The following is a 15032-nucleotide window of genomic DNA, read 5'->3' on the forward strand; positions in this document are numbered from 1 at the left end:
GCAGCGAAATAAAGGAGGAGCCGAAGGCGGGGGACATTCGCGGAGGGGAGTACCCGGTGGCCTTTGCACACGCCCTGGACAGCAGCGCCAAGAACAACAGCACCAAGAACAAAAATGACAAACAACACCCGCACCCCGCAACAGACAGCCGAACACGTCCGAGACGGCATGTTCGCGAACGACAACGCCAGCAAGGGCCTCGGCATGCGCATCGTCGAAGTCGCCCCCGGCCAGGCCACCCTGCAGATGCAGGTGCGCCCAGACATGCTCAACGGCCATGCCATCTGCCACGGCGGCTTCATGGCCACCTTGGCCGATTCCACCTTTGCATTCGCCTGCAACTCGTACAACGAACTCACGGTGGCCTCGGGCTTCTCGATCGACTTCATCGCGCCGGCACACGAAGGCGACGTGCTCACCGCGCGCTGCTTCGAGGTTTCGAAGGCCGGGCGCACCGGCGTGTACGACACCGAAATCACCAACCAGCGCGGCGAGCGCGTCGCTATCTTTCGCGGACGTTCGTATACCGCCAAGGGCCGCCCCGCCGTTGCCGCCTGAGGAGACACAAACACCATGACAGCCAGACACCCCGCCCCCGGCGAGCTCGAGCCCATCGAAACCGCGAGCCGCGATGAAATTACCGCCCTGCAGCTCAGCCGCCTGCGCGCCACGCTGCAGCGCGCATACGACAACGTGCCGCACTACCGCAAGGCCTTCGATGCCAAGGGCGTGCATCCGAATGATCTGAAGTCCCTTGCCGACCTGTCGAAATTTCCGTTCACCGTAAAGAGCGACCTGCGCGACAACTATCCCTTCGGGATGTTTGCGGTGCCGCGCACACAGGTGGCGCGCATCCATGCCTCCTCGGGCACCACCGGCAAGCCGACCGTGGTGGGCTACACGCTCAAAGACATCGACACCTGGGCCGACCTCGTTGCGCGCTCGATACGCGCCGCGGGCGGGCGGCCGGGCGACATGGTGCATGTGTCCTACGGCTACGGCCTCTTCACAGGGGGCCTCGGCGCCCACTACGGCGCCGAGCGCGCGGGCTGCACCGTCATCCCGATGTCGGGCGGGCAAACCGAAAAGCAGGTGCAGCTCATTCAAGACTTCAAGCCCGACATCATCATGGTCACGCCCAGCTACATGCAGGTGATCATCGAGCAGTTCGAGCGCCAGGGCCTGGATGCAAAGAACAGCTCGCTCAAGATCGGCATCTTCGGCGCCGAGCCCTGGACCGAAGCCATGCGCCGCGACATCGAAGGCAAGGCCGGCCTGGACGCAGTCGACATCTACGGCCTTTCCGAAGTGATGGGCCCCGGCGTGGCCAGCGAATGCGTCGAGAGCAAAGACGGCCCGGTGATCTGGGAAGACCACTTCTATCCCGAGATCATCGACCCCGACACCGGCGAGCTCAAGGCCGACGGCGAAGAAGGCGAACTGGTCTTCACCTCGCTCAGCAAGGAGGCCATGCCCATCGTGCGTTACCGCACGCGCGACCTCACGCGCTTGCTGCCGCCCACCTCGCGGTCGTTCCGCCGCATGGGCAAGATCGTCGGGCGCAGCGACGACATGATGATCATCCGCGGCGTGAACGTGTTTCCCACGCAGGTGGAAGAAGTCGTGCTGGCGCATGAGCGCCTTTCGGGTCTCTACCAGGTGCACGTGCGCCGCGAAGGCCTGCTCGACGAAGTCGAGGTGCATTGCGAGCTCGACCACCGCAACGCCGCCATCGACGAAGCCGAACGCAAGGCCATCGCCGGCTGGGTGCAGGACCGCGTGAAGACGCTGGTCGGCATTTCGACCACGGTGCGCGTGTTCGACCCCGATTCCATCGAACGCACGCAGACCGGCAAGGCCCGCCGCGTGATCGACACGCGGCCGCGCTGAACGCGCGCACCACTTCCATTCTCTTTGCAGACAAAGGACACGCACATGTACACCCAGGCAATGGACACCATGGGCAAGGACTCAGGCGACGACGGCAAGAAAAAGGCCGTGCGCTCCGCCGACGAAATGCGGCTCGAAGAACGCTTCGACGCTCGCATCGACGCCGGCGAGTTCATCGAGGCGAAGGACTGGATGCCCGAGCACTATCGCAAGACGCTGGTGCGCCAGATCAGCCAGCACGCGCATTCCGAAATCGTGGGCATGCTGCCCGAAGGCAACTGGATCGGCCGCGCGCCCACGCTCAAGCGCAAGGCCATCCTGCTGGCCAAGGTGCAGGACGAAGGCGGCCACGGCCTGTACCTGTACGCCGCCGCTGAAACGCTGGGCACCTCGCGCGACCAGATGTTCGATGCGCTGCACAGCGGCAAGGCCAAGTACAGCTCGATCTTCAACTACCCCACGCTCACCTGGGCCGACATGGGCACCATCGGCTGGCTGGTCGACGGCGCGGCCATCATGAACCAGGTGCCAATCTGCCGCTGCTCGTATGCGCCGTATGCACGCGCCATGGTGCGCATCTGCCGCGAAGAGAGCTTTCACCAGCGCCAGGGCTACGAAGCCCTGCTGACCATGATGACGCATGGCACCCAGGCGCAGAAGGCGATGGTGCAGGACGCGGTCAACCGCTGGTGGTGGCCCTCCATCATGATGTTCGGCCCGCCGGACGACCAGTCGCCCAACTCCGCGCAGTCGATGCGCTGGGGCATCAAGCGCTTCAGCAACGACGAGCTGCGCCAGAAGTTCGTCGACGCCACCGTGGAGCAGGCGCGCATTCTCGGCGTGACTCTGCCCGACCCCGATCTGAAGTGGAACGAAGAGCGCCAGGCGCACGACTTCGGCACCATCGACTGGAGCGAGTTCTGGCGCGTGGTGGGCGGCGACGGCCCCTGCAACCGTGAGCGCCTGCAGGCCCGAGTCGATGCCTGGGAAGAAGGCGCCTGGGTGCGCGAAGCCGCCATGGCCCACGCCAACAAGCAACCCATGAAGGAGGCCGCATGAGCGCCGAACAGAAACAAGAGTGGCCCCTGTGGGAAGTGTTCGTGCGCAGCAAGGCGGGGCTCGACCACAAGCACTGCGGCAGCCTGCACGCAGCCGATCCGAAGATGGCGATCCAGCTGGCCCGCGACGTGTACACGCGTCGGCAGGAAGGCAGCAGCATCTGGGTGGTTCGCTCGGACCAGATCGTGGCGAGCGACCCAGGGGACAAGGACATGTTCTTCGATCCGGCGGAGGACAAGGTGTATCGGCATCCGACGTTCTATTCGTTGCCCAAGTCCGTGGACCACATGTAGGCGGCCGGCATGCAAGCATCCATAGAACTGAACCGCACCCCCACGGTGCAATACCTGCTGCGCATCGGCGACACCTGCCTGGTGCTCGCGCAGCGCCTCGGCGAATGGTGCGGCCATGCGCCCGTGCTGGAAGAAGACATTGCCATGGCCAACATCGCGCTCGACCTCGTCGGCCAGGCCCGTGCGCTGCTCACCCACGCCGGCAAGCTCGAAGGCCAAGGCCGCGAACACGACGAAGACCAGCTTGCCTACCTGCGCGACGAGCGCGACTACTTCAACCTCACGCTGGTCGAGCTTCCGCGCGGCGATTTCGCCTTTGCCGTGGTGCGCAACACCATGGTGGCCACGCTGCTCAAGCTGCTGTGGCAACGCCTTGCCGCGTCGAGCGATGCCGAGGTGGCCGCCATCGCCGGCAAGGCCGTGAAGGAGGCGCGCTATCACCAGCAGCATTCGGGCGACTGGGTGGTTCGTCTCGGCGATGGCACAGATGAATCGCGCCGCCGTACGGAAAAGGCGCTGAAGCAGCTCTGGCTCTACATGCCCGAGCTGTTCGAGAGCGACGCGGTGGATGAAGCAGCCAGTGCCACCGGCCTAGGCCCGGCATGGAGCGAATTGCGCGAGCCGTGGCTCGCCGAGATGCAGCAGGTGCTCGAGGCCGCCGGCCTCGCAATGCCGCCGGAAGCCGCCTTTCGCAGCACCGGCAAGCACGGCGTGCACAGCGAGCACATGGGCTACATCCTCGCCGAGATGCAGCACCTGCAGCGCTCTTACCCGGGAGGCGTGTGGTGAACGCCGTCGCATCGCGCGTCGATGTGGCGTGGGCCGTGCTCCATACGGTGCTCGACCCCGAAGTGCCGGCCGTTTCTGTCTGCGACCTTGGCATCGTGCGCGAGGTGATCGAGCATGACGATGGACTGGAGATTGTGCTCACGCCCACCTACTCGGGCTGCCCCGCAACCGAAGCCATCGAGCACGACGTGCTCGCCGCCATCGAACAGGCCGGCCTCGGCCGCGCACGCGCCACGCTGCGCCGCGCGCCCGCATGGAGCAGCGACTGGATCAGCGACGAAGGCCGCGCCAAGCTCAAGGCCTACGGCATCGCACCGCCCGCGCATCTCACACCGGAAGCCGCGGCCAACACGGCAATGCCCATCCGCCTCTTCGGCCGTATGGGCGGCGGCGAACGCATCGCCTGCCCGCGCTGCGCGAGCGAACGCACCGAACGCCTTTCCGCCTTCGGTTCCACCGCATGCAAGGCGCTCTACCGCTGCATGGCCTGCCGCGAACCCTTCGAACATTTCAAGCCGATCTGACAAAGCGATGAGCACCCTCTTCCACCCGCTGCGCGTGAAGGCCATCGAGCCCGACACGGCCGAGGCAGTCATCGTGTCGTTCGAAGTACCGGCCGACCTGCGGGAAACCTTCGGCTTTACCCAGGGCCAGTACCTCACGCTGCGCCGCGACATCGACGGGCAGGACCTGCGCCGCTCTTATTCGATCTGTGCCGGCCTCGACGACGGCGAGCTGCGCGTCGGCGTGCGCAAGGTGCGCGGCGGCGTTTTCTCCAACTGGATCAACGCGCACCTGCAGCCCGGCGACACGGTGCAGGTGATGGCGCCGCAGGGCCGCTTCTTCGTGCCCATCGAACCCGGCGCCGCGCGCCACCATGTCGGCATTGCGGGCGGCAGCGGCATCACGCCGATTCTCTCCATCATGAAAACCGTGCTGGCGCGCGAACCGCTTAGCCGCTTCACGCTGATCTACGGCAACCGGCAGCTGCAATCCACGATGTTCAAGGAAGAAATCGAGGACCTGAAGAACCGCTACATGACGCGGCTGGTGCTGCACCATGTTTTCTCCGACGAGCACACCGATTCGCCGCTGGGCCACGGCGTGATGAACCGCGAAAAGATCGGCGAGTTTCTGCAGACGGTAGTTCCCGCCGTGGGCATCGACCATGCCTACGTTTGCGGGCCGTTCCAGATGAACGACGAGGCCGAGGCTGCGATGCTTGCCGCGGGCGTGCCCGAGGAGCGCATCCACATCGAGCGCTTTGGCGTTGCGCTGCCCTCTACCACGTCGGCAGGCCAGGTGGGTGCAGTGGTGCACGAGGCCTTGCCCGGCGATGCCAAGCAGGCGCGCATCACCATCGTGCGCGACGGCCTGCAGCGCGAAATCGCCTTTACCGAAGGCCAGCCGAGCATTCTCGATGCAGCCTCGGCGGCGGGCCTCGAAGTGCCCTTCTCATGCACCTCCGGCGTGTGCGGCACCTGCCGCGCCAAGCTGGTGGAGGGGGAAGTCCGCATGGAAAGAAATTTTGCGCTCGACAAGAATGAAGTGGCCGCAGGATTCGTGCTGACCTGCCAGGCGCACCCCCTCACCGAACGCGTCACCCTGTCGTTCGACGAGCGCTGACACCACAACAACGATTTTTCAACCCGGAGACAAACCAAAATGAAATTCTTCAAGCCCCTGGTGATTGCCGCGCTGTGCGCCACAGCCGCCGTGGCATGGGCCGATGTGAATGTCGGCGTGACGCTCTCGGCCACCGGCCCGGCCGCCTCGCTCGGCATTCCCGAGAAGAACACCATCGCGCTGATGCCCAAGACCATCGGCGGCCAGAAGATCAACTACATCGTGCTGGACGACGCCTCCGACACCACGGCCGCCGTGGCCAACACGCGCAAGCTCATTGCAGAGAACAAGGTCGACATCGTGCTGGGCTCGACCACCACGCCCAACTCGCTCGCAATGATCGACGTGGTGAGCGAAGCCAAGACGCCGATGATTTCCATCGCCGCCTCGGCCCGCATCGTCGAGCCGATGGATGCCAAGAAGCAGTGGGTCTTCAAGACGCCGCAGAACGACATCATGATGTCCCTGGCCATTGCCGAGCACATGGCCACCAGCGGCGTGAAGACGGTGGCCTTCATCGGCTTCTCCGACGCGTACGGCGAAGGCTGGTCGCAAGAATTCGCGAAGGCGGCCGAGCTGAAGAAACTCAAGATCGTGGCCAACGAGCGCTATGCGCGCACCGACACCTCCGTGACCGGCCAAGCCTTGAAAATCATGGCCGCCAAGGCCGACGCGGTGCTGGTTGCGGGCTCGGGCACGCCGGCCGCGCTGCCGCAGAAAACGCTCAAGGAGCGCGGCTACACCGGCAAGATGTACCAGACGCACGGCGTCGCCAACGCCGACTTCCTGCGCGTCGGCGGCAAGGACGTGGAAGGCACCTTCCTGCCTGCCGGTCCGGTGCTGGTGGCCGAGCAACTGCCGGCCAGCCATCCGGTGAAGAAATCGGCCATGGCCTACGTGACTGCCTACGAGGGCGCGAACGGCAAGAACACGGTATCGACCTTCGGCGCGCACGCATGGGACGCAGGCCTGCTGATGACGTCGGCAGTGCCTGTTGCATTGAAGAAGGCTCAGCCGGGCACACCCGAATTCCGCGCCGCGCTGCGCGACGCGCTCGAGCAGGTGAAGGACGTGGCCGGCGCCCACGGCGTATTCAACATGACGGCGAACGACCACCTGGGCCTGGACCAGCGTGCCCGTGTCATGGTCAAAATCGAAAACGGCGCCTGGAAATACCAGCCCTGACCTGGTCTCGCTCCCTCCCCCTCTGGGGGAGGGCTGGGGTGGGGGCTCGACGGCATCGACGTTCGTGCAGCCGTGAATACGGGGGCTGCGCCCATCCCAACCTTCCCCGAACGGGGAAGGAGCAATGCAGACACTGATTCGATACAAGGGCTGAGCCCAAAGGTTTTCTATGGATCTGCAGATCGCCCTTTTGCTGGGGCAGGACGGCATCGTGAACGGTGCCGTCTACGGATTGATGGCGCTTGCTCTTGTGCTGGTGTTCTCGGTCACGCGCGTCATCTTCATTCCCCAGGGCGAGTTCGTCGCCTTCGGGGCGCTCTCGATGGCAATGCTGCAAACGGGCCGGGTGCCGGCCACGCTGTGGCTGCTGATTGCGCTCGCGGCCATGGTGCTGGTGGTCGAGTTCTGGCGCTGGAAGCGCGGCGCGGTCGTCGACTGGGCTTCGGCAGTTGCGTGGTGCGTCGTGTTGCCGCTGGCCGCCGCCGCACTGGTATTGCTGCTCAAGCCGACATCGATGGCGGCCCAAGCCGTCACCACGCTGGTGTTGATCGCGCCGCTCGGACCGCTGCTCTATCGCCTTGCCTACCGGCCATTGGCCGATGCCAGCGTGCTGATGCTGCTGATCGTCTCGGTCGCGCTGCACGGCGTGCTGGTGGGGCTGGGCCTGCTCTTCTTCGGCGCCGAGGGCTATCGCACCGCGCCGTTTTCCGAAGAGCGCTTTGACATGGGCGGCATTCCCGTCAGCGGGCAGTCGCTGGTGGTGGTGGGTGTCACGCTGCTGCTGGTGATTGCAATGTTCCTGTTCTTCGGCCGCTCGATGATCGGCAAGGCTCTGCGCGCCACCGCCATCAACCGCGTGGGCGCTCGGCTGTCGGGCATTCCTACGGAGCTCTCGGGCGACTTGAGCTTTGCGCTCGCGGCGCTCATCGGCGCAATTTCGGGGCTGCTGATTGCGCCGCTCACCACGGTGTATTACGACACCGGCTTCCTGATCGGCCTCAAGGGCTTTGTCGCCGCCATCGTGGGTGGGCTGGCGAGCTATCCGCTGGCGCTCGCGGGCGCGCTGCTGGTCGGGCAGCTCGAAGCCTTTGCTTCGTTCTGGGCCAGCCCGTTCAAGGAGGTGCTGGTCTTCACGCTGATCATTCCGGTGCTGTGGTGGCGCTCGCTGCACAGCCATCATGTGGAGGACGAGGAATGAACGACACCTCCGCCAACAACACCGCAGGCGCGGCGCCGCCATCAGCTGGCCGAGCGCTGGTCACGCCGAGGCAGCTCACGCTCGGCTTTGTCGTGCTGCTCGCAGCGGCCTGGGGCTTCCTGCCGGAGTTCACGGTCTCGGTGCTCAGCAACATCGGGCTCTATGCACTGGTTGCGGTCGGGCTGGTCATGCTGACGGGCGTGGGCGGCATGACCTCCTTCGGCCAGGCCGCTTTCGTGGGCGTGGGCTCGTACGCGACTGCGTGGATCTGCACATCGCCCACCGCGGCGGCGTGGATGGGCGGCATCGTCGGCCCCGCCTTGCTGCCATGGGCCGGGCTGCTGCTGGGTTTGCTGCTGACTTTCGCCCTGGCATGGGCCCTTGGCGCGGTCACCCTCAAGCTGCAGGGGCACTACCTGCCGCTGTGCACCATTGCCTGGGGCCTCAGCCTGTACTACCTGTTCGGCAACATGGATTTCCTGGGCGGGCAAACAGGCATCACCGGCGTGCCGCCGCTGGTGATTGCCGGCTTCTCGCTGGCCACGCCGCGCGCGCTTGGCGTGGTGATCTGGGCCGTGCTGCTGCTGGCGCTGTGGGCCATGCACAACCTGCTCGATTCGCGCGAAGGCCGCGCGATTCGCGCGCTCAAGGGCGGGCGGCTCATGGCCGAGTCGATGGGGGTGGACACCGCCCGCCACCGCGTGAAGCTCTTCGTGCTTGCGGCCCTGCTGGCGGCCGTGTCGGGCTGGCTCTATGCGCACCTGCAGCGTTTTGTGAACCCCACGCCTTTCAACCTGAACATCGGCATCGAGTTGCTGTTCATGGCGGTGGTCGGCGGCGCGGGGCACCTGTGGGGCGCGGTTCTGGGCGCTGCGCTCATCACGCTGCTGAAGGAAAAGCTGCAGGACGTGCTGCCTTCGCTGCTCGGCAGCAGCGGGAATTTCGAGGTGATCGTGTTCGGCCTGCTCATGCTCTTTGTGCTGCAGCGCTTTGCGGATGGACTGTGGCCGACGCTGGCGCGCATTGCAAGGCGCTGGCTGCGCCCGCATGCGGGTGCTGAAATCAATGCTTCGCAGCCCTCGGCGATGGCGGTGCAACTGGTACAGCGCAACCTGCCTGCCAAGGGCGAGGTCATGCTGCAGGCCACGAACGTCAGCAAGCGCTTCGGCGGCCTCGTGGCCAACAACGACATCTCGATGACGCTGAAGGCGGGCGAGATCCACGCGCTGATCGGGCCGAACGGCGCGGGCAAAAGCACCTTCTTCAACATGATCTCGGGCGTGGACGATCCGAGCTCGGGCGAAGTGCGGCTCGCGGGCCAGCCCATGGCGGCCAAGCCTTCGCGCGTGTTCGCCGCGCTCGGCCTCGGTCGCACCTTCCAGCATGTGCGCCTGCTCGGGCAGCGCAGCGTGGTCGAGAACGTCGCGCTCGGTGCCCACCTTCGTGCCCGGCGCGGCTGGCTTGCCGCCATGCTTCGGCTGGACCGCGCGGAAGAAGCCGCACTGCTGGCCGAAGCCCGCCGCCAGATCGAGCGCTGCGGCCTCGGCGCGCATGCCGATACGCCCGCTGCATCGCTCTCGCTCGGCCAGCAGCGTGTGGTCGAGATTGCGCGCGCGCTGGCCGGCCAACCCTCGGTGCTGCTGCTCGACGAACCCGCCGCGGGCCTCCGTCACCTGGAAAAGCGCGCACTTTCCGTGCTGCTGAGCCAGTTGCGCGCCGAAGGCCTCGGCATCCTCGTGGTGGAACATGACATGGAATTTGTGATGAACCTTGCCGACCGCATCACCGTGCTGGAGTTCGGCACGGTCATCGCGACCGGCACGCCGGCCGAGGTGCAAGCCAATCCGCGCGTGCTCGAGGCCTACCTGGGCGGCGCCGACGACCAGCTGCTGGAGGACGCACGATGAGCCATCCGCTTCTTCAGCTCGACGGTTTCTGCGTTGCCTACCGCACCGTGGAGGCGGTGCACAGCGTGCGTCTGCATGTGAACGAAGGCGAGATCGTCACCGTCATCGGACCCAACGGCGCGGGCAAGACCACGCTGCTGTGTGCGGCGATGGGACTGCTTCCTTCCACCGGAAGCCTCTCGCTGCATGGCGAACGCATCGCGCGCCCCAGTGTCGAGACCATGGTGGCGCGCGGCGTGGCGCTGGTGCCCGAGCGGCGCGAGCTGTTCGGCGACATGTCGGTGGAAGACAACCTGCTGCTCGGCGGCTTCTATCAATGGCGCAAGGGCAAGCGCGACCAGCGTGCGCGCATGGAAGAAGTGTTCGAGATCTTTCCGCGCCTGCGCGAACGCAAGCCGCAGTTGGCTTCGACGCTTTCGGGCGGCGAGCGCCAGATGCTCGCCATCGGCCGCGCGCTGATGGCGCGACCGCGGCTCTTGATGCTCGATGAACCTTCGCTGGGCCTGGCGCCGCTGGTGGTGCGCGAAGTGCTGCGCGTGGTTTCTCAACTGCGCAGCCATGGCGTCTCGGTGCTCCTGGTGGAGCAGAACGCGCGCGCTGCGCTGCAGGTGGCCGACCGCGCCTATGTTCTGGAGATGGGCGCAGTGGCGCTTGAAGGCAAAGCCGGAGACCTGCTGCACGACCAACGAATCATCGACACCTACCTGGGCATCGGCAACAAGCACTGACCGTCTTCCTCTCCCTGCCTTTCTCCCTCCCCTTCCGGGGGAGGGTCGGGGTGGGGGCACGACGGCACTTGATAAAGCACCGCGCCGAACGAACGCCGCTTGCCCCCATCCCAGCCTTCCCCCGGAAGGGGAAGGAGCTAATACAAAGCCAAAGGACATCATCATGACCACCCTTCAAAGCTACATCGCCGGCCGCTGGATCGGCAAAGAGACTGCCCAGCAGTTGCGCAGCGCCATCAATGGCCAGGCCGTGGCCAGCACGCATGCCGAGGCCATCGACTTCGCCGAGGCGCTGAACCACGCGCGCCGGTTCGGCCTGCCCGCACTGATGGCGCTCGACTTCCAGCAGCGCTCAGAACGCCTGAAGGCACTGGCCAAGTACCTCGCTGCGAACAAGGAAACGCTCTACGCCATCTCGGCCCACACCGGCGCGACCCGCGCCGACAGCTGGATCGACATCGAAGGCGGCGCCGGCACGCTCAGCGCCTATGCCGGCATCGGCACCAACGAGCTGCCCTCGGGCAACCTGGTGCATGAAGGCCCGGCCTTTCCGCTGGGCAAGAAGGGCGGCTTCGCGGGCACGCACATCCTGGTGCCGCGCGGCGGCGTGGCGGTGCACATCAATGCGTTCAACTTTCCGGTGTGGGGCCTGCTCGAGAAGTTCGCGCCCAGTTTCCTCGCGGGCATGCCGTGCATCGGCAAGCCGGCCACGGCCACCAGCTACCTCACCGAGGCGCTGGTGCGGCTCATCGTTCAGTCGGGCATCCTGCCGGAAGGCAGCCTGCAACTCGTGGTCGGCGGCACGGGCGACCTGCTCGACCGGCTCGAGGGTGCCGACGTGGTCACCTTCACCGGCTCGGCAGACACCGCCGCCAAGCTGCGCGTGCACCCGAACCTGGTGCGCCAGTCGATTCCGTTCAACGCCGAGGCCGATTCGCTCAACTGCGCAATCCTCGCGCCCGACGTGACGCCTGACGACGAGGAGTTCGACCTCTTCGTGAAAGAAGTGGCGCGCGAAATGACCATCAAGGCCGGCCAGAAGTGCACCGCCATCCGCCGCGCGATCGTGCCGCGCCAGCACCTGGATGCGGTGGCCGAACGGCTGCGCGCGAGGCTCGCAAAGACAGTCATCGGCGACCCGTCGCGCGAAGAAGTGCGCATGGGCGCCCTCGCCTCGCATGCGCAAAAGTCCGACGTGGCCGACCGCGTGGCCTCGCTGTTGCAAGGCGCCGAACTGGTCTACGGCGAGCGCGACGGCTTCTCGCCGGTAGGCGACGGCGTGAACGAAGGCGCGTTCTTCGCGCCCACGCTCCTGTTGAGCCGCAAGCCGCTCGAACACGATGCCGCGCACGATGTCGAAGCCTTCGGCCCCGTCAGCACGCTGATGCCCTACGACGGCATCGACGAAGCGCTGGCGTTGGCCGCGCGAGGACGCGGCAGCCTGGTGGGCACGCTGGTCACGCGCGACCCGATCATCGCCGCCAAGGCCATTCCGGTGGCTGCCGCATGGCACGGCCGCCTGCTGGTGCTCGACCGCGAGGCCGCCGCCGAATCGACCGGCCACGGCTCTCCACTGCCGCAGCTCAAGCACGGCGGCCCGGGCCGCGCGGGCGGCGGTGAAGAGCTCGGCGGCCTGCGCGCGGTGAAGCACTACCTGCAGCGCGCCGCGGTGCAGGGCTCGCCCACCATGCTGGCCGCGATCACCGGCGAGCATGTGCGCGGCGCGGCCGTGCGCGAAAGCGAGGTGCACCCCTTCCGCCGCCATTTCGAAGACCTGCGAATCGGCGACTCATTGCTTACCCACCGCCGCACGGTCGGCGAGGCCGACATCGTGGCTTTCGGCGGCATCTCGGGCGACTATTTCTACATGCACTTCGACGAGGTGGCGGCCAAGGAGTCGCCCTTTGGCAAGCGCATCGCCCACGGCTACTTCGTGCTGTCGGCGGCGGCGGGCCTCTTCGTTTCACCCGCGCCGGGCCCGGTGCTCGCCAACTATGGGCTCGACACGCTGCGCTTCGTCAAGCCGGTGGGCATTGGCGACACCATCCGCGCACGCCTGACCTGCAAGCGCAAGATCGACCGCAACAAGAAGGACGCGAGCGGCCAGGGCCAGGGCGTGGTGGCCTGGGATGTGGAGGTGACGAACCAGGACGGCGAGCTGGTCGCGAGCTACGATATCCTGACCCTCGTCTCCAAGAAACCAGAATCCACCTGATGTTCGATCTCACAGGAAAAACAGCACTCGTCACCGGCGGCAATGGCGGCATCGGCCTGGGCATGGCCCAGGGCCTTGCCCAGGCCGGCGCCCGCGTCATCGTTGCCGCGCGCAATGCCCAGAAATCGGCCGCCGCGGTCGAAGCGCTCAAGGCGCTGGGCAGCGACAGCTTCGCGCTCGAAGTCGATGTGGCCGATGAAGCCTCGGTGCAGAAGGCCTTCGACGAAGCGGCCGCGCGCTGCGGCAGGCTCGACATCCTCATCAACAACGCCGGCACCACGGTGCGCAAGCCGGTCGACCAGTTGGCGCTGGACGAGTGGCACAAGGTGATGGACACCAACCTGACCAGTGCCTTCCTGTGCAGCCGGGCCGCGCATCCCCACCTGAAGAAGGCGGGCGGCGGCAAGATCATCAACATCGGCTCGATGATGTCGATCTTCGGCGCGCCCTACGCCCCGGCTTACGCCGCGAGCAAGGCGGGCATCGTTCAGCTCACCAAGTCGACCGCGCTTTCGTGGGCGGCCGACAACATCCAGGTCAACGCAATTCTTCCTGGCTGGTTCGAAACCGAGCTGACCGACGGCGCCCGCAGCCAGATTCCGGGCCTGTACGACCGGGTGGTGGCCCGCGCCGCCGCCGGCCGCTGGGGCCAGCCGGCCGACATTGCCGGCACGGCGGTGTTTCTCGCGAGCCAGGCCTCCGACTATGTGACCGGCACGGCCATTCCAGTGGACGGGGGCTTCTCCATCTCTGGCTGAAGTCGGGCGGGCCGTGTAAATTCGGCCGCCATGCTCTTCTGGTTCCAGATTTTTCTTTTTATTGCCGGCACGGCCGCGCTGCTCTACGTTTCGCGCGGGCCGCTGCGCCAGCCGGGCTCGCACGGCTTCTATCGCTTCTTCGCGTGGGAGTGCATGCTGGTGCTCATCATCGTGAACCTGCCGGTGTGGCATGTCGACCCGCTGTCGTTCACCCAGCTGCTCTCCTGCGTGCTGCTGGCCCTTTCGATCTGGCTGCCGATCCATGCGGTAAGGCTGCTCAAGGCCCATGGCAAGCCGACCGAGGCGCGCAACGACGATCCGGCGCTCTATGGGTTCGAGAAGACGTCTTCCATCGTCAGTACCGGCGCCTTCCGCTACATTCGCCACCCCATGTACACGGCGCTGATGCTGCTGGCCTGGGGCGCCTTCCTCAAGCAGTTCACCTGGCTCACCCTTGCGCTGGTGCTGGCGGCCACGGCGCTGCTGTTTCTGACGGCGCGCAGCGATGAAAAGGAATGCATCGCGCATTTCGGCGATGCCTACCGCGACTACATGCGCCGCACGCGGCGCTTCATTCCTTTCCTGCTGTGAAGAGCCAGGGCTTTCCCAGCGGGCCGCAAGCCGCCCTCCTGTTCCTGGCACTGTTCCTCTGCGAGTTCGTCATTGCCGTTGCACTGCGCGACGCCAACCGCTGGCTTGGGCTCAACGAGATGCAGCTTGGCGTGCTTGCCGCCGTGCTGGGCAACGGCTGCGTCTTTGCCGGCGTCATGCACTTTCAGCAGCTCACCTATCGCGAGTTGTTCCACCAGTCGCCGGCCTCCGCCAGGGCCACGCTGGTGCTGATCGTGCCGCCGGTGCTGCTGCTGGTGCCCGGGCTGATGGTGGTGATAGTGACCGCGATGAACCTGCTGGTGCTGGTCGCGCCGCTTTCGGCCTGGGAAGAATCGATGTTCAGCCGCATGGCCGACGGCAGCGTTGCCGCCACGCTGGCCGTGTGCGTGATGGCGCCCCTGCTCGAGGAAATGCTGTTCCGCGGCATCGTGCTGCGGGGTTTCCTGCAGCGCTATTCAAGGTGGCAGGCCATCCTGGGCTCGGCGCTGCTCTTCGGGGTGGCACACATGAACATCTACCAGTTTGTCGTGGGCCTGGTCTTGGGCACGGTGCTCGGGTGGCTCTATGAGCGCACACGCTCGCTCATTCCCTGCATCGCGCTGCATGCGGCCTACAACACCGGCACGATTTTCTTGAATGACCTGCCCGAAACGATTTCGGCCGCGGACGCCGCGCTGGCCCTGCTGGCAATCTTGCTTGCAACGGTGTGCGGCGCGCTGGCCCTGCGGCACATGCTGGTGGCGCCCATCGCGCGCCGGCCGGCGCCCTGACC

Annotated in this window: 15 protein-coding genes; all 15 read left to right on the top strand. The window is 66.1% G+C overall.

All coding sequences use genetic code 11. From position 1 onward, the window contains the following. The first annotated feature begins 114 nt into the window (after positions 1 to 114). The 15 genes from paaI to V9L21_RS00075 all read left to right on the top strand — a co-directional run bounded on the left by paaI (position 115) and on the right by V9L21_RS00075 (position 15030). Positions 115 to 558, top strand: a complete 444-nt coding sequence (gene paaI / locus V9L21_RS00005; protein WP_337308201.1) for a hydroxyphenylacetyl-CoA thioesterase PaaI — start codon at positions 115 to 117, stop codon at positions 556 to 558. Positions 559 to 573: 15 nt separating this feature from the next. Continuing rightward, the gene (paaK, locus tag V9L21_RS00010) at positions 574 to 1890 is read left to right on the top strand and encodes a phenylacetate--CoA ligase PaaK (RefSeq protein WP_337308202.1); all 1317 of its coding nucleotides are present in this window, start codon (positions 574 to 576) and stop codon (positions 1888 to 1890) included. Positions 1891 to 1935: 45 nt separating this feature from the next. After that, a complete protein-coding gene (gene paaA, locus V9L21_RS00015; RefSeq protein WP_337308203.1) occupies positions 1936 to 2949 on the top strand; it encodes a 1,2-phenylacetyl-CoA epoxidase subunit PaaA in 1014 nt (337 codons plus the stop codon). Next, positions 2946 to 3242, top strand: coding sequence for a 1,2-phenylacetyl-CoA epoxidase subunit PaaB (gene paaB / locus V9L21_RS00020; protein WP_337308204.1), 297 nt, complete (start codon positions 2946 to 2948; stop codon positions 3240 to 3242). Before paaA ends, paaB begins: the two co-directional genes overlap by 4 nt. A gap of 9 nt (positions 3243 to 3251) precedes the next feature. After that, on the top strand, positions 3252 to 4031 hold the full coding sequence (gene paaC / locus V9L21_RS00025; RefSeq protein WP_337308205.1) for a 1,2-phenylacetyl-CoA epoxidase subunit PaaC: 780 nt from the start codon (positions 3252 to 3254) through the stop codon (positions 4029 to 4031). Next, positions 4028 to 4555 (top strand): 1,2-phenylacetyl-CoA epoxidase subunit PaaD, encoded by a 528-nt coding sequence (gene paaD / locus V9L21_RS00030; protein ID WP_443304482.1) that lies wholly within the window; start codon positions 4028 to 4030, stop codon positions 4553 to 4555. Before paaC ends, paaD begins: the two co-directional genes overlap by 4 nt. Before the next feature lie 7 nt (positions 4556 to 4562). Continuing rightward, the gene (gene paaE / locus V9L21_RS00035) at positions 4563 to 5657 is read left to right on the top strand and encodes a 1,2-phenylacetyl-CoA epoxidase subunit PaaE (RefSeq protein ID WP_337308207.1); all 1095 of its coding nucleotides are present in this window, start codon (positions 4563 to 4565) and stop codon (positions 5655 to 5657) included. A 39-nt stretch (positions 5658 to 5696) separates the two neighbouring features. Continuing rightward, positions 5697 to 6842 (top strand): ABC transporter substrate-binding protein, encoded by a 1146-nt coding sequence (locus V9L21_RS00040; RefSeq protein ID WP_157612637.1) that lies wholly within the window; start codon positions 5697 to 5699, stop codon positions 6840 to 6842. Between the two features lie 169 nt (positions 6843 to 7011). Next, complete coding sequence (locus V9L21_RS00045) at positions 7012 to 8040, top strand: branched-chain amino acid ABC transporter permease (protein ID WP_337308208.1); 1029 nt, start codon at positions 7012 to 7014, stop codon at positions 8038 to 8040. After that, positions 8037 to 9947 carry a branched-chain amino acid ABC transporter ATP-binding protein/permease gene (locus V9L21_RS00050; RefSeq protein WP_337308209.1) on the top strand — a complete coding sequence of 637 codons (1911 nt, stop codon included), beginning with the start codon at positions 8037 to 8039 and terminating at the stop codon, positions 9945 to 9947. Before V9L21_RS00045 ends, V9L21_RS00050 begins: the two co-directional genes overlap by 4 nt. Further along, complete coding sequence (locus V9L21_RS00055; protein WP_337308210.1) at positions 9944 to 10675, top strand: ABC transporter ATP-binding protein; 732 nt, start codon at positions 9944 to 9946, stop codon at positions 10673 to 10675. The genes V9L21_RS00050 and V9L21_RS00055 overlap by 4 nt, the downstream gene beginning before the upstream one ends. A 163-nt stretch (positions 10676 to 10838) precedes the next feature. Beyond that, a complete protein-coding gene (paaZ, locus tag V9L21_RS00060) occupies positions 10839 to 12890 on the top strand; it encodes a phenylacetic acid degradation bifunctional protein PaaZ (RefSeq protein WP_337308211.1) in 2052 nt (683 codons plus the stop codon). Then, entirely contained in the window at positions 12890 to 13648 is a 759-nt protein-coding gene (locus V9L21_RS00065; protein WP_337308212.1) for an SDR family NAD(P)-dependent oxidoreductase, read from the top strand. Before paaZ ends, V9L21_RS00065 begins: the two co-directional genes overlap by 1 nt. Positions 13649 to 13678: 30 nt before the next feature. Continuing rightward, on the top strand, positions 13679 to 14239 hold the full coding sequence (locus tag V9L21_RS00070) for a methyltransferase family protein (protein WP_337308213.1): 561 nt from the start codon (positions 13679 to 13681) through the stop codon (positions 14237 to 14239). Next, on the top strand, positions 14236 to 15030 hold the full coding sequence (locus tag V9L21_RS00075) for a CPBP family intramembrane glutamic endopeptidase (RefSeq protein ID WP_337308214.1): 795 nt from the start codon (positions 14236 to 14238) through the stop codon (positions 15028 to 15030). Before V9L21_RS00070 ends, V9L21_RS00075 begins: the two co-directional genes overlap by 4 nt. Positions 15031 to 15032: the final 2 nt, after the last annotated feature.

It is taken from the genome of Variovorax sp. CCNWLW235 (genome assembly GCF_037204085.1).
Taxonomy (GTDB): domain Bacteria; phylum Pseudomonadota; class Gammaproteobacteria; order Burkholderiales; family Burkholderiaceae_C; genus Variovorax.